Source organism: Nocardiopsis sp. CNS-639, assembly GCF_000381685.1.
Taxonomy (GTDB): Bacteria; Actinomycetota; Actinomycetes; order Streptosporangiales; family Streptosporangiaceae; genus Nocardiopsis; species Nocardiopsis dassonvillei.
Genome location: NZ_KB906854.1, coordinates 534,755 through 556,224 on the forward strand (window position 1 = coordinate 534,755; position 21,470 = coordinate 556,224).

Here is a 21,470-nt window from a genome sequence, read left to right on the forward strand (position 1 = left end):
CGCGCGGATCGGGGGCGAACCGTTAACGCTCCGATCTCATCCGGTGGGACAGCGGTGACCCACGCCACGTAAGCTGGGACGAAACAGCCGAGACGGGGCACGACTCCGTACGTGTCGTTGGACACCGGTGGAACGAGTCGGCCCTCTGGCGCGTTGTACGTGCCGGACAGGTCCGGACCACGCGGTTCGTGCCGACGCGAAGAAGGTGGCCGTCGCGGTGTCCGATCCGACAGCCGTCGGCCACACGAAGAAACCTCAGGAAGGACGCCCCCGTGCAGGGCCTTTACCACCTCGCTGCCCAAGGAGAGCCCACGGGCGGACTCCTCAGCATGCTGTTCCCGTTCCTGCTGATCCTTCTGGTGTTCTGGCTGCTGTTCTGGCGCCCGGCCCAGAAGCGCCGCCAGCAGGAGATGCAGATGCACAACGCCCTGGTCCCCGGTGTCGAGGTGATGACCAAGGCCGGCATCTTCGCCACCGTCGTCGAGATCCACGAGCAGGACGTCCTGCTGGAGATCGCGCCCGGGACCCGCATCCGCATGCTCAAGGCCGGTGTCGGGGAGGTCGTCACCCCGGCCGCCGACGACACCCCGGTGGAGGACCGCCCCGACTTCGGCGACGACGACAAGCCCAAGGGCTAGAAGTACTCCTTCGGGCCTCCGCCCCGCTTCGGCCCAGGCTCCGGCCTCCGCCCCGCGCGGTGAGCGGACGGCCCGCGCGCGTCCGACCCCGGTACCGGCCCCCCGCGCGGGGGGCCGGTACCGCCGTGTCCGGCCCGTCGGGCCGCGGACCGCCGCGGCGACTCCCGCGAGGCCCCGCCCACGTCGGCCCCGACAACACGAGAACCCAGCAGAAGGCCCATCCCACATGCCCGACGACACCGCCACCGCGGCGCCCGTCCCCAGCCCGGAGCTCATCCGGGCGCACATCCGCGACGTCCCCGACTTCCCGAAGCCCGGCGTCCTGTTCAAGGACATCACGCCGCTGCTCAACCACCGGGAGGCCTTCGCCGCCGCCGTGGAGGGCCTCGCCGCGCCCTTCCGCGCCGCGGGGGTGGACCACGTGGTCGGACTGGAGGCGCGCGGGTTCATCTTCGGCGCCCCGGTCGCCATGGCGCTGGGGTCGGGCTTCGTCCCCGCGCGCAAAGCCGGGAAACTGCCCTCACGGACCATCGGGCAGGCCTATGATCTGGAGTACGGCACCGCGACCGTCGAGATCCACGCCGACGCGGTCTCCCCGGGCAGCCGTGTGCTGATCGTGGACGACGTCCTCGCCACCGGCGGCACCGGCAGGGCCGCGGTGGACCTGGTCCGCAAGGCGGGTGGTACGGTCGTGGGATTCTCCGTCCTGATGGAGCTCTCCGCGCTCCGGGGACGGGACAGGGTGCCCGACGTGGAGCTGCACACCCTCCTCACGGTCTGATCCGGCCGACCCGCGCCGCGGCCGACGCCCCTCCCCACGGGGAATGCGCGACGGCCCGTCATCGTTGACGTACTCCACCACCGGGGGTGAACCCCCGGTGGCCAGTGTCACACCCGCCGCCGGGCGCGGCGGGAGCGGGGAGGCCGAGGCCGTTCCCGACGGGAACGGCCCCACTAGACTGGTGGGAGAGGTACCGCGGCGGCCACGTCACGACTGGCCCTGATGACACGCACGTGCACCGGTGGAGCCGGGCGGCGCTGACGGCGCCCGCGCGACCGGACGGATCCGCGGGAGGTAGGCATGCCAAGCGAAGTGGTTTCGACCGGGGCGGTACCGACGGACGAGACGCGGCGGGGCGCCTCCCAGGAACCGCGGCCGAACGCGCCCCAGGGGCAGGCGGACGGCACCGGCGCGCGGGGCGCCACCACAAGTCCACAGGGAGACCGGCCGGAGGGCGCCGCGAACGGAGCGGCGCCCTCCGACGTCTCCGGAGCGGGGGCCACGCGGCAGCCGTCCCCCTCCACCACGCCCTCCACGGTGCGAGTACGCAGAAGGCTCGCCCGACTCGGCGCCCAGCGGGGAGTGACGATGAACCCGGTGCTCGAACCACTGATCAAGACAGTGCGGGCCACCCATCCCAAGGTGGACGTGCGGCTGGTCGAGCGCGCCTACGAGGTCGCGGCCCACCACCACCGCGACCAGAAGCGCAAGAGCGGCGACCCCTACATCACCCATCCCCTCGCCGTCGCCACGATCCTCGCCGAGCTGGGTATGCAGGAGGCCACCCTGGCCGCCGCCCTCCTGCACGACACCGTCGAGGACACCGACTACTCCCTGGGCGAGCTGCGCTCGGACTTCGGCGACGAGATCGCCGAGCTGGTCGACGGGGTCACCAAGCTCGACAAGGTCAAGTACGGCGAGGCCACCCAGGCCGAGACCGTGCGCAAGATGGTCGTGGCCATGGCCCGCGACATCCGCGTGCTGGTCATCAAGCTGTGCGACCGGCTGCACAACATGCGCACCCTGCGCTACCTGCCCTCCCGCGCCAAACGGGAGAAGAAGGCCCGCGAGACCCTGGAGATCTTCGCCCCCCTCGCCCACCGGCTGGGCATGAACACCATCAAGTGGGAGCTGGAGGACCTGGCCTTCGCCACCCTCTACCCCAAGCGCTTCGACGAGATCGCCCGCCTGGTGTCCGAGCGCGCCCCGCGCCGCGACGTCTACCTCCAGGAGGTCATCGAGGCGGTCTCGGCCGACCTGCGCGAGTCCAAGCTCAAGGCCACCGTGCGCGGGCGGCCCAAGCACTACTACTCGATCTACCAGAAGATGATCGCCCGCAACTGCGGCTTCGACGAGATCTACGACCTCATCGCCGTGCGGGTCCTGGTGGACAGCGTCCGCGACTGCTACGCGGCCCTGGGGACCATCCACGCGCGGTGGAACCCGGTGCCCGGCCGGTTCAAGGACTACATCGCGATGCCCAAGTTCAACATGTACCAGTCGCTGCACACGACGGTCATAGGGCCCTCGGGCAACCCGGTCGAGCTCCAGATCCGTACGCGCGCGATGCACCGGCGCGCCGAGTACGGCATCGCCGCGCACTGGAAGTACAAGGAGGATCGGGGCAGCGGGGGCGAGAGCAAGCCCCGGGGCAGCTCCGACATGCAGTGGCTGCGCCAGCTCATCGACTGGCAGCAGGAGACCAAGGACCCGGGCGAGTTCCTGGAGTCGCTGCGCTTCGACCTGTCGGTGCAGGAGGTGTTCGTCTTCACCCCGGGCGGCGACGTCATCTCGTTGCCCCAGGGCGCCACCGCCGTGGACTTCGCCTACGCCGTGCACACCGAGGTCGGCCACCGCACCGTGGGCGCCCGCATCAACGGCCGCCTCGTGCCGCTGGAGAACGAACTGCACAACGGCGAGACGGTGGAGATCCTCACCTCCAAGACGCCCGACGCCGGGCCCAGCCGGGACTGGCTGAACTTCGTCAAGAGCGCCCGGGCCCGCAACAAGATCCGGCACTGGTTCACCAAGGAGCGCCGCGAGGCCGCCATCGAGCAGGGCAAGGACGAGATCGCCAAGGTCATGCGCAAGCAGGAGCTTCCGGTCAAGCGCCTGTTCAGCGGTGAGGCGATCATCGGCCTGGCCAGCGACCTGCGCTACCCGGACGTGGACTCGCTGTACGCGGCCGTGGGGGAGCGCCAGGTCAGCGCCCAGCACGTGGTCGGCAAGCTCGTCGACTCCATGGGCGGCCTGGAGAGCCACACCGAGGACATCGCCGAGTCGGCGCTGCCCACCAAGGCGGCCACCCGCCAGCGCCAGCACGGCAACCCGGGCGTGGTCGTGGAGGGTGACGCCGACGTGTGGGCGCGCCTGTCCAAGTGCTGTACCCCCGTGCCGGGCGACGAGATCGTCGGCTTCGTGACCCGGGGCAACGGGGTGTCGGTGCACCGCCGGGACTGCGTGAACACCGCGACGCTGGACACCGACCGCATGGTCAAGGTGGAGTGGTCGCCCACCGAGGACTCGATGTTCCTGGTGGCGCTGCACGTGGAGGCCCTGGACCGGTCCCGGCTGCTGTCGGACATCACGCGGGTGCTGAGCGACCAGCACGTCAACATCCTGTCCGCGACCGTCCAGACCAGCCGCGACCGCGTGGCGCAGAGCCGCTTCACCTTCGAGATGGCCGACCCCGCCCACCTGGGCAGCGTGCTGCGCGCGGTGCGGGGCGTGGACGGCGTCTACGACGTCTTCCGCGTCCGCAACTGACCCGGCCGGACGGCGGGGGAGGGGCCGCGGGCACGGGGGACGCCGCGGTCCCGTGTCCGGGGCCGCGCGGGCAGGGCCGGACACGGCCGGGCCCCGGACGCCCGAGTGGGGAGCCCGGAGCCCGTGCGCGCCGTCAGATGCGGATCGTGGTCGAGCGCACGATCTCGAACACCGGGTGACGTTCGGCCTCGGCCGCGAACGCCTCCTCGGGGGCGTCCGGCGGCGTCTCGAAGTACAGGCCCACCATGGCGGCGCGCGGGTGGTCCAGGTACTCCTTGAGCAGCGGGGCGGCCTCCGCGGCCCCCAGTTCGCGCACGCTGATCAGCTCGATCCAGCCGCCCTGGCGCAGCGTCGCGAAGCCGTCCTGACGCAGGTTGCGGACCCAGTCCACCTCCCCGTAGGGGGAGACCAGGAACCGTCCGCGGTCGCTGTCCAGCACACTGAGCGGGATGGTGCGCAGGAAGCCCGACTTGCGCCCACGCGTGGTGAGCAGGTGCAACTCGGGCAGGCACACCCCGTACTTGACGAAGCCGCTGACGACGGCGTTGGCGGTCCGCCGCAGCCCCGTCATCTCGAACCGCTTCGTCGGCTCGTTCCCCATCTCGGCAACTCCCTCGCTCGGCTGCTCCCCATTCTGGTGGCTGCGCGCGCCCGGCGGCACCGGGGGGAGGCGCGCGACCCGCGGCGGACCACCGCTGACCGGCCCTGACCCGGACCGGAGAGCGGGCCCCGGGGGCGGGATTCAGCGGAAGGCCGAGATCCCCGTCACCGACTGGCCGATGCTGAGCGCGTGGATCTCCTCGGTGCCCTCGTAGGTGGCGACCGTCTCCAGGTTCAGCATGTGCCGCATCACCGGGTACTCCAGGGTGATGCCGTTGGCGCCGTGCACCGAACGCGCCGCCGCGGCCACCCGCTGGGCGGCGGCCACGCACGAGAGCTTGCCGAAGCTCACGTGGTTGTGGTGGCACCGGCCCTCGTCCTTCAGGCGCCCGATCCGCAGCGCGGTCATGGCCGCCTGGTTGACGTCCACCACCATGTCGGCGAGCTTGCGCTGGGTCAGCTGGAACCCGGCGATCGGCCGGCCGAACTGCTCGCGGCTCAGCGCGTACTCCAGGGCCGCCTCGTAGCAGGCGCGCGCGGCACCGGCCGCGCCCCACACGATGCCGTAGCGGGCCTCGTTCAGGCACGACAGAGGCGAGCCCAGGCCGCGCGATTCCGGCAGCACCGCGTCGGCGGGCAGGCGCACGCCCTCCAGCACCAGTTCGGAGGTGATGGACGCGCGCAGCGACAGCTTGCGGTGGATGACGTTGGCCGAGAACCCGGGCGTGTCGGCGGGCACCACGAACCCGCGCACGCCCTCGTCGGTGGCGGCCCACACCACGGCCACGTCGGCGACCGACCCGTTGGTGATCCACATCTTGGTGCCGTCGAGCACCCAGTCCGACCCGTCCCTGCGGGCGCGGGTGCGCATCGAGCCCGGGTCGGAACCGGAGTCGGGCTCGGTCAGCCCGAAGCAGCCGATCGCCTCACCGGCGGCCATGCGCGGCAGCCACTCCTGCTTCTGCTCCTCGGAGCCGAACTTGTGGACGGCCGCCATCGCCAGCGAGCCCTGCACCGACACGAAGCTGCGCAGGCCCGAGTCCACGGCCTCCAGTTCGCGGCAGGCCAGACCGTAGGCGACCGCGCTGGAGCCGCCGCAGCCATACCCCTCCAGGTGCATGCCCAGCACCCCGAGGGAGCCGAAGGCCCTGGCCAGCCCGCGCGGGTCGGGCAGGGTGCCCGCCTCGAACCACTCGGCCACGTTCGGCGCCAGCTCGCGCGAGGCGAAGTCGCGCACGGCGTCGCGGACGTCGCGCTCGGTGTCGGACAGATCGGCGTCCACGGCCAGGAAGTCGTGCGGGTCCGGGGCGGCGGGCTTGCGGGAGTCGCTCATGGTGGGGTGTCCCTTCGTGGTGCTGACGGCCGGTGCGGCCGTGCGGGAGGTGGACGGTGTCCTCGGATCCGGGTGCGGGACCCGGAGGAGGGACGGGCGGTGGTCCGCGGACCGGGTGCGGAGCCCTGAACGGCCCCGGGGCGCGGCCGGGTGGATCCGGTGCGGTCCGCTGGGGTCTCAGGACAGGTCGGGCTGCTGGACGGCGCCGCGCGCGACCATCGCGTCCACGTCGGCCCCGTCCACGCCGAGTTCGGCCAGGATCTGCCGGGAGTGCTGCCCCAGCAGCGGCGGCGCGCCGAGCGGGGGCGGGGTGCCCTCCAGCCGGAACCCCGCGCGGACCTGTTCGATCAGCCCGGCGGTGGGATGCTTGACGGTGCGCAGGACGTCGTCGCCGCTGGCGTCGGCGGTGCGCAGCGCGTCGAGCACTCCGCGCACCCGTCCCACCGGCACCCCGGCCCCCACCAGCAGCTCCATCCAGTGGTCGGCGGGCCGTGAGCGCAGGGTCGCCGACAGCTCGCCGACCAGCTCCTCCCGGTGCGCCACCCTGCCGGGGTTGGTGGCGTAGCGCGGGTCGGCGGCCAGGTCGGGGCGGTCCAGGGCCGCGCACAGCCGCTGGTACAGGGCGTCGTTCCCGGCGGCGACGACGATCTCGGCGTCCGCCGTCGCGAAGGTCTGGTAGGGCACGATCGTGGTGTGCGCGTTGCCGACCCGGGCGGGTTCGGCCCCCGTCACCAGCGCCTGCTGGGTGAGGTTGACCAGGCCGGAGAGGGTGGAGTTGATCAGCGACACGCTGATGTTCTCGCCGCGCCCGGTGACGCGGGCCCGCATGAGCGCGCCCAGGACGCCCACGGCGGCGTTGAGCCCGGTGAGCACGTCGGTCAGGGCCACGCCCACCTTGCTCGCCGGTCCCTCCGCGGGCCCCGTGGCGGCCATGAGCCCGCTCTCGGCCTGCACCACGATGTCGAAACCGGGGCGCGTCGCGGGCTCGTGCTCGGGTCCGAACCCGCTCACCGAGCAGTACACGACGGCCGGGTTGCGGGCGCTGACGGCCTCGTAGCCGAGCCCGAGCCGGTCGATCACCCCGGGCCGGAAGTTCTGGACGACCACGTCGGAGGCCGCGCACAGCTCCTGGACCGCGGCCAGGCCCTCGGGGTCCTTCAGGTCCACGGCCAGACTGCGCTTGTTGCGGTTCACCGACAGGAAGTAGGCGGCCTCGCCGTGCCCCTCCGGTCCGGCCTCCCCGGCCCAGGGCGGACCCCAGGCACGGGTGTCGTCGCCGCGTCCGGGCTGCTCCACCTTGACCACCTCGGCGCCCATGTCGGCGAGCAGCATGGTGGCGTAGGGGCCGGCCAGCACGCGGGACAGGTCGGCGACGCGCACGCCCGCCAGCGGCAGCGGCGCGGCCCCGGCCGCGCTCTCGGTTCCGGTCTGGGGACCGGCCCCGGCCCCGGTTCCGGCCCGGGCTTCGGCGGGGGCTCCGGCGGGGGTCCCGTCCGCGCGCAGGTCGTCGGTCACGGCCGCGCCTCCTGCCCGGCCTCGGGGTCCGCGGGCAACTGGTCGCCCTCCCGGAGCTGGACGTAGGTCTCCAGACAGCGGCGGAGGGCGGTGGTCAGCGCGGCGCCGGACTGGCCCGCGTACCGGGTCTGCACCCGCCGCACCAGTTCGGCGACGTCCTCGGTCACCGACTCCCCCTCGACCAGGGCGCGGAAGAAGTCCCTGGCCAGCTCGGTGAGCAGGGTGGTGTCCGCGGCGACGACGCGCCCGTCGGCGGTGTCCACGGCCAGCACGACGCCGAGCCGCTGGTACTGGGAGTGGCTCGCCACCGAGTCGGGCAGGCGGGCGTAGCCGGACACCAGGACGATCCTGGGATTGCGCAGAACCTGCTGGATACGGTCGTCGCCGTACAAGGTGCACACCTCTCGCTCACGGGCACGCGAAAACTCCGACGCTCTGGAGTCTCGCGCCTGGAGGGCGGCCGGGGGAAACCGGACACCCGCGGCGTGAGGGCAGGCAGGCACAAGTATGTCCCCACCGCGCGCGCCGCTGTCAAGCGGATCGGTGGTCCGGGCCACATCCGGTCCCCCTGCCGCGAGCCGGAAGGCTGTGTTAGTGTGCCTCGCAGGTCACGAGTACCAGCGTCAAGCCCCGGCTAGCTGGTCGGCAACCCTCCTACCGCGGTGGGGTGCCCCGGGTGAGGACCAGGTCCCGACACGACCGTGTCGGACAAGCGCGGACCCCTGAGGCGTTACCGGAGTGACATCTCCGCGGGTCCCACGACCCACAGGAGAGGTGCTTCCATGACCACTGCCGTTTCCGTCCACGCCGCCCGTTCCGCCGAGTCCCCGGCCGACGCCGCCGCGTGCACCGTCGTCACCTCCGACGAGGGCGTCCCCCTGGTCACCGGCGAACGCGTCGAGTACGCCAACTTCGACTACGCGGCCAGCGCCCCGTGTCTGACCCCGGTGGCTGAGGCCCTGTCCGCGGCGCTGCCCTACTACGCCAGCGTGCACCGCGGCGCGGGCCACCACTCCCAGGTCAGCACCGACGCCTACGAGCGCGCCCGCCGCAGCGTCGCCCGCTTCGTGGGCGTGCGCGCACAGCCCGCCGACGCCGTGGTGTTCGTGCGCGGCACCACCGACGCCCTCAACCTGCTGGCCCGCTCGGTGCCCGAGGGCTGCACGGTGGTCGTGTTCGAGTCCGAGCACCACGCCAGCCTGCTGCCCTGGGAGCACCCCGCCGCCCGCGCCGGACGGGTGGTGCGCCTGCCGCTGCCCGCCTCCCCCGGGGACGCGGTGGAGGCCGCGCGCGCCGCGCTGCGCGGGGCCCCCGAGGGCCCGCGTCTGCTGTGCGTGACCGCCGCCTCCAACGTCACCGGCGAGATCTGGCCGGTGGAGGAACTGGTGCGGGCCGCCCACGCCGAGGGCGCGCGCGTGGTCGTGGACGCCGCCCAGTACGTGCCGCACCTGCCCTTCAGCCTGGAGGAGACCGGCGCCGACTACGTCGCCCTGTCCGCCCACAAGCTCTACGCCCCCTTCGGCTCCGGGGTGCTGGCCGGTCGCGCCGACTGGCTGCGCGAGGCCGCGCCCTACCTGTCCGGCGGCGGAGCCACGCGGCTGGTCGGCGAACACGACGTGGTGTGGAACGACCTGCCCGCGCGGCACGAGGCGGGCAGCCCCAACGTGCTGGGCGCCGTGGCGCTGGCCGCCGCCTGCGACACCCTCGCCCCCGCCACCCAGGAACTCCTGCACGTGCGCGAGTCGGCGCTGCTGGAGCGGCTGCGCGCGGGGCTGACGGCGATCGACGGTGTCACGGAGCTGACCCTGTGGGGCGGGGACCACCCGCGGGTGGGCATCGTGTCGTTCACCGTGGACGGTCTGCCCGCCGACCTGCTGGCCGCGGCCCTGTCCGCCGAGTACGGGATCGGGGTGCGCGACGGCCTGTTCTGCGCCCACCCCCTCACCCGGCACCTGCTGCCCCGGGGGCACGGCCAGGCGGTGCGGGCGAGCCTGGGAGTGGGCACCACACGGGAGCACGTGGACCGCCTCGTCGGCGCGGTCGCCGAACTCGTGGCCCGCGGACCGCGCTGGGAGTACGCCGACTGCGACGGCCGCCTCGCCCCGGTGCCCGACCCCGCGCGGGTGCTCTGACGGAGGTTCCGGGCGCGGGCGCCCCGTCGGATTCCCGCGGCGGGTGGTCGCCGTGTGGCTCCCCGCTTCGGCGGGGGCCAAGGGCGCGGTGGAGGCGGGGGTAAGTCCGCGTCGTGGTGCGCGGCGGTGGGCGCCAACGGCCGTTTCCGCCCGGCCCGAGGGCGTTGCGGCGGCGCGGTCGGCGGGGGGACGGTACGTGTGCCGTGGCGGCGGAGCGCTCCACGTGTCGGTGGGGCTCCGTTTCGGCGGGGGCGGCGGGCGGGGCCGGGAACGCGCGTCGTGGCTGATCAGAGGGGTTCGGGTCGGTACTACTACAGCTGGCTGTAACAGGGGTCGACCGGTGAGCGGGATGTTTCGGCGGGCCGCGTCCTCGTAGCGTCGGAGACGACACGGCGGGCGGTACGCCGGCCGTGTCCAGCCACCCACCGAACCCCGGGAGCAGCCGTGTCCGACGACCCCTACCGCATCGACGCTCCGACCGCCGGAGCCCCGTCGCCCTCCGTTCCGCGGGTGCCCGCGCGCGACCCCCGGCCCCGGCGCACACCCGCCCGCAAAGCCCCGCTGGTCCTGCTCGGCGTCCTCCTCGCCGGGGCGGCCACGGCCAACGGCACGCTGTCCCTGCTCGGCCACGAGCTGATCGGGTCGGCCTTCGGACTCGCGGCGCTGGTCTTGCTCGTCGCGCTGATCGTCCTGGTCCGCAGGGGCGACCGGTGAGCGGCGCGAACGGGGCGGCCGCCGCCCCGGCCTCCACCGCACCGGGTTCCGCCGGTCCGGACGCCGACGGCGAGGCCGTCCGGCTCACCGACGTCCACCGCGTCTACTCCGACGGCGAGGGCGCCGTCTCGGCCCTGGCCGGGGTGTCGCTGCGGGTTCCCCGCGGCTCGTTCCTCGCCGTCATGGGGCCGTCCGGGTCGGGCAAGAGCACCCTGCTCAACTGCGCGTCCGGCATGGACCGGCCCACCTCGGGCTCGGTGGTGGTGGGCGGCACCGACATCAGCTCCCTGCGCGAGCCCCGCCGCACCGAGTTCCGCCGCGAGCGGGTCGGTTTCGTGTTCCAGCCCTACAACCTGGTGCCCACGCTCACCGCGGAGGAGAACATCACCCTGCCGCTGCGCCTGGCCGGACGGACCCCCGACCAGGGCTGGCTGCGCTCGCTCGTCGGCCGGGTGGGGGTGGGGCAGCGGCTGCGCCACCGGCCCACGGAGCTCTCCGGCGGCCAGCAGCAGCGGATCGCGATCGTGCGGGCCCTGGCCTCCCGGCCCGACATCGTCTTCGCCGACGAACCCACCGGAGCGCTCGACGGCGCTACCGCCGACAGCGTCCTGGGACTGCTGCGGGAGGTCGTGGACGAACTCGGCCAGACCGTCGTCATGGTGACCCACGACCCCAAGGCCGCCGCCCGGGCGCACGCCACCGCGGTCATGGCCGACGGCCGCCTCGCCGACGTCCTGCACGCCCCCTCCGCGGCCGACCTGGCCGGACGTCTGGCCTCCCTGGAGACGGCCGGGGCGGAGGCTGACCGATGACGGCGATCCCCGAACCGAATCCGGCTTCCGGCCCGGCCTCTGGCTCCGGCCCCGCCTGCGGTCAGGGCCCCGTGGGCGGACGCGGCCCCCTCGCGCTGAAGCTGGCGCGCGGCCGTGCCGGGGTGCTGGCCGCCGTCGCCGTCGCGGTCCTGGGCGGATCGGCGTTCGTCACCGTCGGCGGCGTGCTGGCCGACACCGGGCTGCGCTCGTCGGTCCCCGCCGAACGCCTCCGGGGAGCGGACGCCGTGGTCACCGCCCCCCAGACGGTGGAGCAGTCCGAGGACCTGGACCTGCCCCTGCCTGAGCGGGCCGGACTGCCCGAGGAGCTCACCGCCCGGCTGGCCGCCCTGCCCGAGGTCGGCACCGCCGTCGGCGACGTGGGATTCCCGGCCGCCGTGCACACCGGGGAGGGGATCGCCACGGGAGCCGACCCCCGCACCACCGGCCACGGGTGGTCCTCCGCCGCGCTGCTGGAGGACGCCCCCTTGGAGGGGGAGGCGCCGCGGGGGCCGGGAGAGGTGGTCCTGGACGCCGCCACGGCGGCCGCCGCCGACGCCGGGGTCGGCGACCGGGTGCGGGTCACCGCGGCGGGGCGCACCGGCGACCACCGGCTCTCCGGGGTGCTGGACACCGGCGCCACCGTGGTCCTGTTCGACGACGGAACCGCCGCCGACCTGGCCGGGCGCACCGAGGGCCCGCGCGAGGGCACCGTGGACCTGGTGGCCCTGCGCGCCGCGCCCGGAGTGTCGCAGGAGCGGTTCACCGGGGCGGTACGGGAGGCCCTGGAGGGAGAGGACGCGCTCGTGCGGACCGGGGACCGGATCGGCGACGCCGAGTCCCCGGCCGCCGGAGCCGCACGCGGTGTCCTGGTCGCGGTGGCCGGTTCGCTCAGCGGTGTCCTGGTGATGACCATCGGCCTGACCGTCGCCGGAGCGCTGTCGGTCTCCGTGGCCGCCCAGCGTCGCGACCTGGCGTTGCTGCGGGCCGTGGGCGCCACGCCCCGGCAGGTCCGCCGCCTGGTCGCCGCCCCCAACCTCCTCGTCACCCTGGCGGCCCTGCCCTTCGGCGTGGCCGGCGGCTACCCGCTGGCCGGGGTCGCGCTGGACTGGTTCGCCTCCCTGGGCCTCGTGCCCCCGGGCCTGCCGCCGGTGTTCGGACCGCTGCCCGCCCTGGCCACGGCGGTGCTGATGGTGCTCGCCGTGTGGCTGGCCTCGCTGGCCGCGGTCGGCCGGACCGCGGCCGCGCCGCCCACCGACGCGCTCGCCGAGTCCGTCGCCGAACCGCGGGTTCCCGGCCGGGCGCGGACCTGGACGGGGGCGGCGCTGCTCCTGGCCTCGGTGGGGGCGTCGGTCCCGGCGCTGGTGCTGGGCGACGAGACGGCGGCGGTCGGCCCGGCCTCGGCCAGCCTGCTCGCGGTGATCGGGCTGGCCCTGGTCGGCCCCGCCCTGCTGCGGGCGGTGAGTGGGGCGCTCGGCCGCCGCCTGCCCGCGCGTTCGTCCGCCCTGACCTGGCTGGCGGTGCGTAACCTGCACGGCCACTCCCACCGGGTGGCGGGCGCGGTCAGCGCGCTGGCGATGTTGGTGGCCTTCGCACTCAGCCAGGGTTACGTCAACACCACGCTGCTGGCCGCGCAGACGGAGCAGCGACAGGACGGCGAGCTGGCCGCGAGCACGCTGACGGCACCCGCGCTCGGCGGGCTTCCGCCGGGGCTGGCCGAGACCGTTCGGGAGGACCCGTCCGTCGCCGCGGCCGCCACCGCCACGCCGACCGCCCTCGTGTGGACCACCGAGCTGCCGTTCGACGAGGGGGTGCTGCACCAGGAGACGCCCGCGCTGGTCCTGGGGCCGGGAGCCCCGGAGGTCGTCGACGTGGGCGTCACCGGGGGCGACCTGGGCGCGCTGACCGGCGACACCGTCGCGCTGGGCGCGCAGACCGCGCGCTCCCTCGGAGCGGAGCCGGGGCAGAGGGTGACGTTCCGGATGGGGGACGGGGCCGAGGTCAGCGCCGAGGTGGTCGCGCTGTACGAGCGCGAACTCGGTTTCGGTCCGGTGCTGGTCTCGCGGGACCTGGCCCGGGGACACCTGACCGGGGACCTGTCCGCCGAGTTGCGGGTGCTCGCCGAACCCGGGCGGGAGTCCGAGGTGCGCGGGGTCCTCGACGGCCTGGCCTCGGCGCATCCGGGGGTGGAGGTCGCCGACACCGCCCCGGACGCGGCCGGGAGCGGGCTCGCGGCGAACACGGTGCTCAACCTCGTGGTGCTGCTCTGCCTGGCGGGGTACGTGCTGCTCTCGGTGGCCAACCGCCTGTCCGCCCAGACCCTGCGCCGCCGCGCGGAGACGGACGCGCTGCACGCCGTGGGCATGACCCCCGCGCAGGTCCGGTCGCTGCTGCGCAGGGAGGCCGTCCTGATCGCGGTCGGCGCGGTCGTCGCCGGTGTCCTGGCCTCGGCGGTCCCGCTCGCCTTCGCGGGGATGGGGCTCCTGGGGCGTCCGTGGCCCGGCGGCCCGTTCTGGCTGCTGCCCGCGACCGTGCTGGTGGTCGCGGTGGTGTCCTGGCTGTGCGCGGAGCTGCCCGCGAGGAGGCTGACCGCGGACCGGTGGCGCGCCGGGGCCGGGGCCTGACGGGCTTCCCCCGGGAGCGGTCCTCCGCGCGGAGCGGCGTTCTGGCGGGGACCGCCTCCGGCCGGGAGCGGCCTCCCGGTGGGGGCGGCCTTCTGATTGGGGCGGCCTCCGCCCGGGAGAGGTCCTCGTGACGGAGGGGCGGTCGCCCCCGTCGGGGGGCGACGCCTCGGGACCGGAGCCCGGGGGGTGGGGGACCCTCTCGCCCCCCGGGACCGTCTCCCTGGAAGCGCGGCAGGAGAAGCTCCGGTCGGGGGCGACGCCTCGGGACCGGAGCCCGGGGGTGCGGGGGACCCCTCGCCTCCTGAGGCCGCTTCCCGGCAAGCACGGCAGAAAAAGCGCTTTCCCGGACGATCCGGCCGTGCCTTGGGGCTTTCCCGGGAACACACGTCGGTGACCTGCTGGAACCGCGGGGGAGCGGGGCGTGACGCCCCCTCCCCGTTCGTGGGGCCGAGTTCGTTTACCAGAAACACTTGCGCCCCAGGAGTTCCCAAAGGGCGAAATAGGGCGCATAACACCCAAGTGTGTGCTGAGGATCACTTTCACAGGAGGTACCATCGGGCCCTGACGGCATGGCGCGACGCTGTCCGGGCCCGACCGGCCCGCCCCGCCGAGCGTCTGCCTCCCGCGAGCGAACCGGCTGGGGGAGCGTGAACGTGACCAACGTCCGAGGGCCCAAGACGGGTCGGCTCACAGCCGTGTTCCGAGGACGCGGGTCCGTGCCCGTCCCCGGCCAGCGGTCCGGTGTGGTCGACCTCGGCTCCCGCGCGGGCGGACGTCCCGACCCCCGGCACGCCGAGCACACCCGCCTGCACCAGGCCTTCCTCGGGCGCGTGGTCGACTACCTGTCCGCCGACGCGGGCGTGCGCCAGTTCGTCGACTGGGGGTGCCCGGTACCCGGAACCGCCGAGCGCGTGCACGCCACCGCCCCCGACGCCTCCGTCGTCCACGTCGCCCCGCACGGCGCGGCGGGCATGCTCTCCGCCCCCGGCGCCCGCGTGCTCTCCGGCGACGGATCCGGCACGGACACGCTCCTGCGCCGCCTCGGCACCTCCGGTCTCGTCGACTTCGACGAGCCCGTCGCCGTCCTGATGACCCGCCCCTTCACCGCGGACGACCCGCCCGCCCGGATCGACGCCCTGCACGCCCTCATGCGCGGGGGCGGCTACCTCGCCCTCACCTCCCCGGCGCCCCGCGCCGCGGTGGAGCGCGCCTTCGACCCCTTCCAGCCCATCGAGCCGGGCGTGGCCGACCTGCGGTGGTGGCCCTATCCGGACGAGGACGTGTCCGATCCGGGCACCGGCGTCCTGGCGGGGCTGGGCCGAACGCCAAGACGCCGAGGGGGCGTTCGCGGGTGGCGGTGAACTGGACCGGAGAGGTCCTGGCGCAGTTGCGGTTCTACTGGGACTTCTCCCTGTGGCCCCGCCTGGAGGGGCTCACCGACGAGGAGTTCCACTGGGCTCCGGTGCCCGGAGCCTGGACCGTGCGCGAGGGGCCGGACGGACGCCACCGGCCCGACACGGTCGTCCCCGAACCCGAACCGCCGCCGGTGACCACCATCGCCTGGCGGCTCGGGCACATCGTCGTCGAGGTCCTGGAGACCCGCGTCAACTGGCACTTCGGCGACCGCACCGCCACGCGGGAGAACGCCGACTGGCCCGCGACCGCCGCCGAGGCCCGGCAGCGGCTGCGCCACGCCTACACGGCCTGGACCGCGCACGTCCAGGAGTTGGACGAGAGCGGCCTGGCCGCGCCGGTGGGCGGCGCCGAGGCGCCCCAGTGGGAGGACTTCCCGATGGTCGCCCTCGTGCTCCACGTCAACCGGGAGGTCATCCACCACGCGGCGGAGGTGGCCGCGCTGCGCGACCTGTACCGCGCGGAGTACGGCCGCTGAGCCCTACGGCCGCCCCCGTCGGACCCCGGGCCGCCCCGGACGAGGCCCTCGACGCGTTCCCTGCCGCGACGACCGCCTGGCCCCGAGGCGCCCGAACCCGCTACGAGTACAAGGCCACCGCGGGGCCAGACCCCGTGTGCCACACCGGTGATACTTTCGGACGGGCGGGCCCCGGTGCTCCCCCGGACGGCCCCGACACCGCCTAGACCACGTGCAGCGGGTCCATCCGCACCTGCGCCAGGTGCTCGTCGCGGCGCGCGCTGCGCGCCGAGGCCGCCACCTTGAGCGACCGGGACAGCGCGCCCACCCCGGCCCGGGGCACCCGCAGCAGCGCGCGCTCCGTGGGGTGGGCGCCGTCCGGCCCGACCGCCCGGTCCGCGCCCACCGGCACCGGCCCCAGGAGTTCGGCGCCCTCGGGCAGTTCGATCTGGTCGAGCAGCTCGCGCACGTGCTCGGGAGCGCCGGTGACCGAGGCCATCGCCACCGCGGGGGGGAACCCCAGCTCCCGGCGCTCGGCCAGCTCGCGCTCGGCGAAGCCCGCCGGGTCCCAGCGCACGAACGACTGCACCACCGGCAGCGAGGCGTCGGCCGACACCACCACCGTGCCGCCCGGCCGCACCAGGGCCCCCGCGTTCAGCCAGCGCCGCAGCGCCTCCTCCGAGGCGCGCAGGTCCATCCGGTTCAGCAGCGCCCAGCCGTCCAGTAGGACCGCCGCCGCGTACCCGTTGTCGGCCACCGGTTCGGCCCCCGGCGTGGCCACCACCAGCGACGGCGCGTCCGCCACCCTCGACAGCACCTCCTCGCGGCCCGAGGTGCGCACGGTCAGCGAGGGGAACGCGCGGCCCAGCTCCTCGGCGGTGCGGCGGGCGCCCACCACCACGGCGCGCATGCGGGTGACCCCGCACTCCGGGCACGCCCACTGCCCGGCGACCCGGCCGCACCAGCCGCACGAGGGCATGGCGTGCGAACCGCGCACGGCCAGCGGGCCTCGGCAGGAGTCGCAGCGCGCGGGCTCGCGGCACCCGGCGCAGGCCAGCGTGTTCAGGTAGCCCCGGCGCGGAACCTGGAAGAGCACCGGACCGGTCCGTGCGGCCTCGCGGGCCGCGCGCAGGGCCACGCTCGGCATCCGCGCCGACCGCGCCGCCTCGTCGCGGGCCAGCTCCCGGTCGTCCCCGGCCGCACGGACCACGGGCGCGCGGCGGCGCAGGGTCGCCCGGTCGGCGGTCAGCGGGTGCGCCCACCCCGACTCCACCAGCAGCTGGGCGTCGGTGGTGCGCGTGTGCCCGCCGATCAGGGCACCGGCCCCGGCGCGGTGCGCGCGCATCGACAGCACCGTGCGCGCGTGGGGATAGGGGGCGTGCGGGTCGGCGTGCACGTCGTCGCCGTCGTCCCACAGCACCACCAGCCCCAGGTCACGCACCGGCGCGAACACCGCCGCGCGCGTGCCGACCACGACCCGGACCCCGCCGCGCAGCACCGAGAGCCAGCGCCGGTAGCGTTCGGCCGGTCCGAGGTCGGCGGTGAGCGCCACGTACCGGCCCCCGCCCAGGCGCTGTTCCAGGGCGTGGTCGACGGCCCGCACGTCGCGGCCGTCGGGCACCACGACCACGGTGCCGCGCCCGGCGGCCAGGGTCTGCACTGCGGCGACCGCCACCGCGTCCGCCCACCCGGTTCCGGGCAGGGCGTTCCACACCGCGCGGGCGGGCTGGCCCGCGCGCAGCGCGCGCAGGAACGAGGGGCCCTCGGAGTAGTCGGCCCAGGGGCCGGGATCGGTGGCGGCCCCGGTGGCGTCCTGTGTCGCTGCCGTAGCGGAGGGCGGATCTGTCGCGGTTGAGGACGCCTGTGGGGCGTCGGTGGTGTTCGGCGCGGTGTCGGGGCCCGTTCCGGTGGTGTCCTGTGTCGTTGCCGCACCGGAGGGCGGGTCTGTCGCGGTTGAGGACGCCCGCGGGGTGTCGGCGGTGTTCGACGGGGCTTCAGGGGCCGTCCGGGTGCCGTGCGGGACCGCCTCGGGGGTCTCGCCCGGGGCCATCACGGAGGGGGCCTCGTTCGGGTCCGCTCCGGTCGCCGCGATTTCCCAGGAGGGTGCCGCTCCCGGTGTCTTCGGATCCGTACCGGGCCCCGCCGTCTCCGGATCTGCGCTGACCCCCGTGGCCTCCGAAGACGCTTCGGCCCCCGACATCCCCGGATTCACTCCGGACTCCGTTGTCCCCGGGGTCGTCGCGGCCGCTGTCGCCTCGGAATTCGCGCCGGAACCCGCTGTCTCCGGGGGCGCGCCGGTCACGGCTGCCCCGGAACCCGCACCGAGCGCCAACATTTCCGGACCCACACCGGTCACGGCCGTCTCGGGTGCCGCTCCGGCCTCCGCTGCCTCCGGAACCGCGCTGACCCCGGCCGCATCCGGAGACGCGTCGGCCCCCGACCCGACTCCGGTGGCCTCCGCGGGTGCGTCGGACCCCGTTGCCTCCGCGGCCTCCGCTGCCTTGGCCGCCTCCTTCTCCACGCGGGCGTGGCGGGGCGGCACCGCCAGCCGCAGCACGTCGCTCAGCGTGCCCGCGTAGCGGTCGGCGACCGCGCGGGCCAGCCCCAGGATCTCGGGGGTGAGCACGGGCTCGGGGGAGACGACCGCCTCCAGGTAGGCCAGCCGCCCCGAGAACTCCGAGGTCTCCACCCGTTCGGCCAGGAAACCGCCCAGCTGGCGGTTGTTGAACCGCACCTTCACCCGGCAGCCGGGCACCGCCGCCTCGTCCATGTCGGCGGGCACCCGGTAGTCGAAGTACCGGTCCAGGTGGGGCAGCGGGGTGTCCACCACCACGCGCGCGACGGGCAGCCGCTCGGCGGGCCTGCGTGGGGCCGGGCGGCGGGACCTGCTTGCCGCCCGAGCCGTGGCCTTCTCCTGTTCCGGCTCCTGTTCCGGAAGCTCGAAGAGGACCCCGTCGGGCTGACCGGGCTGCGCTGTCATCCTCCTCTGTCTACCAGAACCGTGCGACACCGCCCCGCGCACCGGGCGGCGCGGCCCGGCGCCACTGGTAGAACTGGGGAACCGACAGACCTCGGTGGAGGGGAACCCACGTTGAAGCTTGTCTTTGCCGGAACACCGCAGGTGGCGGTACCGTCCCTGCGCGCACTGATCGACTCCGGCCACGAGGTCGCCGCCGTGGTCACCCGTCCCGACGCCCGCTCCGGGCGCGGCCGGAAGGTCTCCGCCAGCCCGGTCGGCGAACTCGCCGAGAGCGAGGGCATCGAGGTCCTCAAACCCGCCAAGGCGGGCGACCCCGAGTTCCTGGAGCGGCTGGCGCACATCGCCCCCGACTGCTGCCCCGTGGTCGCCTACGGCGCCCTGCTGCCCCAGTCCGCGCTCGACATCCCCCGCCACGGCTGGGTGAACCTGCACTTCTCCCTGCTTCCCGCCTGGCGCGGCGCCGCCCCCGTCCAGCACGCGGTCCTGCACGGCGACGACATCACCGGCGCGTCCACCTTCCGGATCGTCAAGGAACTCGACGCCGGTCCGGTCTTCGGCACCCTCACCGAGACCGTGCGCCCCACCGACACCAGCGGTGAACTCCTCGACCGGCTCTCCGTCTCCGGCGCCGAACTCCTCGTTCGCACGATCGACGGCATCGCCGCCGACCGGCTCAGCCCGGTGGAGCAGCCCGCCGACGGAATCTCCTACGCGTCCAAGCTCACCCCCGAGGACGCCGAACTCGACTTCACCGCCCCCGCCCTGCGCGTGGACCGCACGGCCCGCGCCTGCACCCCCGCCCCGGGCGCCTGGACCACCTTCCGCGGGAGCCGCCTCAAGGTGGGGCCGGTCACCCCCCTCACCGACGCCGACACACCCGCGCTCGACCCCGGCCAGCTGCACGCCGACAAGAAGCGGGTCCTGGTCGGGACCGCCACCCACCCGGTCGTCCTGGGCGAGGTGCAGCCGCAGGGCAAGCGCGCCATGGCCGCCGTCGACTGGGCGCGCGGCGTGCGCCCCGGCGACGAGGACCGCCTGGGGCGCTGAGCTGCCGTAGTCTCGACCTGGCGGCTGAGCCCGCCGGTCCCGTCCCCGGTTTGTTGAGGCAGCACACGTTGAGCGAGCAGTCCCGATCCCCGTACCGCCGTCCCCGCCGCGGCGGGAAGCCCACGCAGGGCGGCGGCAGGGGCGGGGACGGACAGTCCCCGCCCCGCGACCCCGCCCGCCGCGTCGCCTACGACGTGCTGCGCGCGGTGGGCCAGCGCGACGCCTACGCCAACCTGCTGCTGCCCGCCCTGCTCAGCGAACGCGGCATCAGCGGCCGTGACGCGGCCCTGGCCACCGAGCTGACCTACGGGACCCTGCGCCTCCAGGGCACCTACGACGCGATCCTGGAGGCCTGCGTGGACCGCACGCTCGCCTCCGTGGACACCGAGGCGCTGCCGCTGCTGCGCCTGGGCGCACACCAGCTGCTGTCCACCAAGATCCCGCCGCACGCCGCGGTCAGCGCCACCGTGGACCTGGCCCGCAGGGTCGTGGGCCACCACCGCGGCCGGTTCGTCAACGCCGTCCTGCGCAAGGTTTCCGCCCGCGACCTGGACGCGTGGACGGCCGTGGTCGCCCCCGACCGCGCCACCGACCCCAGCGGGTACCTGTCGGTCGTGCACAGCCACCCGCGCTGGATGGTCAAGGAGCTGGCCCGGGCGCTGGGGGAGCGGTCCGCCAACGGACTGGTCGAGACCGAGCGCCTGCTCGCCGCGCACAACGAGCGCCCCCGCGTGACCCTCGTGGCCAAGCCGGGCCGCGCCACCGTCGCCGACCTGGTGGCCGCCGGTGCCGAGGAGGCCCGCTACTCGCCGTTCGCCGCCTACCTGCCCGAGGGCGACCCGGCGGCGATCCGCGAGGTGCACCAGAACCGGGCCGCGGTGCAGGACGAGGCCAGCCAGCTGGTCGCCCTCGCCCTGACCAGGGTGGACGCCCACGGGGACGACGCGCGCTGGCTCGACATGTGCGCGGGGCCGGGCGGCAAGGCCGGTCTGCTGGCGTCCCTGGCCGGACAGCGCGACGCCCGCCTGCTGGCCGCCGAGGTGCAGCCCGCGCGGGCCGGACTGGTGGCGGGTGCGGTGCGCCGCTCCCCGCGCGACGCGGGCCGGGTCGTGGTCGCCGACGGAACCAGGCCCGCCTGGCGGCCGGGGGCCTTCGACCGGGTGCTGGTGGACGCGCCGTGCACGGGCCTGGGCGCGCTGCGCCGACGCCCGGAGTCGCGCTGGCGGCGCACCGAGGGGTCGGCCGCCGAGCTGGCGCCGCTCCAGCACGACCTGTTGACGAGCGCGGTGGAGGCGGTGCGCCCCGGCGGTGTGGTCGCCTACGTCACCTGCTCGCCGCACCTGGACGAGACCGACGGGATCGTGGGCCGGGTGCTCTCCGAGCGCGACGACCTCACGCTGCTGCGCGCCGCCGACTACCTGGACGGGGTGCCCGACCTCGCGGCCGGTCCGGAGGGAAGGTACGTCCAGTTCTGGCCGCACGTGCACGGGACCGACGCGATGTTCCTGGCGCTGCTGCGCAGGTCCGAGCGTTCCTAGGTCCGAGCGGTCCTGAAGCCGTGGGGGCCGCTCGCGCGGCGGTTCCCTCATCGACCCGGGCCGGAGGAGTCCCCGGGCCCGTCCACAGGAGGGGATCCGGAGTGGGCGGGAGCGGGACGGCCG

The 21,470-nt window shown here is 75.0% G+C and carries 16 protein-coding genes and 1 riboswitch; of the genes, 11 read left to right on the forward strand and 5 right to left on the reverse strand.

Going from position 1 to position 21,470, the window contains the following annotated elements:
- Positions 1-272: 272 nt before the first annotated feature.
- From yajC to G011_RS0102165, 3 genes are all read left to right on the forward strand, one after another.
- Positions 273-638 carry a preprotein translocase subunit YajC gene (yajC, locus tag G011_RS0102155; protein WP_026337939.1) on the forward strand — a complete coding sequence of 122 codons (366 nt, stop codon included), beginning with the start codon at positions 273-275 and terminating at the stop codon, positions 636-638.
- A gap of 226 nt (positions 639-864) precedes the next feature.
- Positions 865-1,419 carry an adenine phosphoribosyltransferase gene (locus tag G011_RS0102160; RefSeq protein WP_019607012.1) on the forward strand — a complete coding sequence of 185 codons (555 nt, stop codon included), beginning with the start codon at positions 865-867 and terminating at the stop codon, positions 1,417-1,419.
- Positions 1,420-2,007: 588 nt separating this feature from the next.
- The gene (locus G011_RS0102165) at positions 2,008-4,185 is read left to right on the forward strand and encodes a bifunctional (p)ppGpp synthetase/guanosine-3',5'-bis(diphosphate) 3'-pyrophosphohydrolase (RefSeq protein WP_019607013.1); all 2,178 of its coding nucleotides are present in this window, start codon (positions 2,008-2,010) and stop codon (positions 4,183-4,185) included.
- Between the two features lie 133 nt (positions 4,186-4,318).
- Here G011_RS0102165 and G011_RS0102170 read toward each other — a convergent pair whose 3' ends face one another.
- From G011_RS0102170 to G011_RS0102185, 4 genes are all read right to left on the reverse strand, one after another.
- Positions 4,319-4,786: a nitroreductase/quinone reductase family protein gene (locus G011_RS0102170; RefSeq protein WP_019607014.1), complete on the reverse strand. Its 468-nt coding sequence runs from the start codon at positions 4,784-4,786 to the stop codon at positions 4,319-4,321.
- Between the two features lie 141 nt (positions 4,787-4,927).
- Entirely contained in the window at positions 4,928-6,118 is a 1,191-nt protein-coding gene (locus tag G011_RS0102175) for an acyl-CoA dehydrogenase family protein (protein WP_019607015.1), read from the reverse strand.
- Between the two features lie 177 nt (positions 6,119-6,295).
- Positions 6,296-7,633, reverse strand: coding sequence for a CoA transferase (locus G011_RS0102180; protein WP_019607016.1), 1,338 nt, complete (start codon positions 7,631-7,633; stop codon positions 6,296-6,298).
- Entirely contained in the window at positions 7,630-8,025 is a 396-nt protein-coding gene (locus G011_RS0102185; RefSeq protein ID WP_019607017.1) for a DUF3870 domain-containing protein, read from the reverse strand. The genes G011_RS0102180 and G011_RS0102185 overlap by 4 nt, the downstream gene beginning before the upstream one ends.
- 214 nt (positions 8,026-8,239) lie before the next feature.
- A riboswitch (SAM riboswitch) is annotated at positions 8,240-8,354 on the forward strand.
- Between the two features lie 61 nt (positions 8,355-8,415).
- Between G011_RS0102185 and G011_RS0102190 the strand changes: the two genes are divergently transcribed.
- From G011_RS0102190 to G011_RS0102220, 6 genes are all read left to right on the forward strand, one after another.
- Positions 8,416-9,765, forward strand: a complete 1,350-nt coding sequence (locus G011_RS0102190) for an aminotransferase class V-fold PLP-dependent enzyme (protein WP_019607018.1) — start codon at positions 8,416-8,418, stop codon at positions 9,763-9,765.
- 444 nt (positions 9,766-10,209) lie between these two features.
- Positions 10,210-10,479 (forward strand): hypothetical protein, encoded by a 270-nt coding sequence (locus G011_RS0102195; protein WP_019607019.1) that lies wholly within the window; start codon positions 10,210-10,212, stop codon positions 10,477-10,479.
- A complete protein-coding gene (locus G011_RS0102200; protein WP_019607020.1) occupies positions 10,476-11,291 on the forward strand; it encodes an ABC transporter ATP-binding protein in 816 nt (271 codons plus the stop codon). Before G011_RS0102195 ends, G011_RS0102200 begins: the two co-directional genes overlap by 4 nt.
- Positions 11,288-13,912, forward strand: coding sequence for an FtsX-like permease family protein (locus G011_RS0102205; RefSeq protein WP_026337940.1), 2,625 nt, complete (start codon positions 11,288-11,290; stop codon positions 13,910-13,912). The genes G011_RS0102200 and G011_RS0102205 overlap by 4 nt, the downstream gene beginning before the upstream one ends.
- A gap of 653 nt (positions 13,913-14,565) precedes the next feature.
- A complete protein-coding gene (locus G011_RS0102215; RefSeq protein WP_026337941.1) occupies positions 14,566-15,273 on the forward strand; it encodes an SAM-dependent methyltransferase in 708 nt (235 codons plus the stop codon).
- Positions 15,264-15,803: a DinB family protein gene (locus G011_RS0102220; protein WP_019607024.1), complete on the forward strand. Its 540-nt coding sequence runs from the start codon at positions 15,264-15,266 to the stop codon at positions 15,801-15,803. The genes G011_RS0102215 and G011_RS0102220 overlap by 10 nt, the downstream gene beginning before the upstream one ends.
- Before the next feature lie 202 nt (positions 15,804-16,005).
- Here the strand turns inward: G011_RS0102220 and G011_RS0102225 are convergent, their stop codons facing one another.
- Positions 16,006-18,762 (reverse strand): hypothetical protein, encoded by a 2,757-nt coding sequence (locus G011_RS0102225; protein WP_019607025.1) that lies wholly within the window; start codon positions 18,760-18,762, stop codon positions 16,006-16,008.
- 111 nt (positions 18,763-18,873) lie between these two features.
- Between G011_RS0102225 and fmt the strand changes: the two genes are divergently transcribed.
- Both fmt and G011_RS0102235 read left to right on the forward strand, forming a co-directional pair.
- A complete protein-coding gene (fmt, locus tag G011_RS0102230; RefSeq protein WP_026337942.1) occupies positions 18,874-19,809 on the forward strand; it encodes a methionyl-tRNA formyltransferase in 936 nt (311 codons plus the stop codon).
- Between the two features lie 68 nt (positions 19,810-19,877).
- A complete protein-coding gene (locus G011_RS0102235) occupies positions 19,878-21,347 on the forward strand; it encodes an RsmB/NOP family class I SAM-dependent RNA methyltransferase (RefSeq protein ID WP_019607027.1) in 1,470 nt (489 codons plus the stop codon).
- The last annotated feature ends 123 nt before the right edge of the window (positions 21,348-21,470 follow it).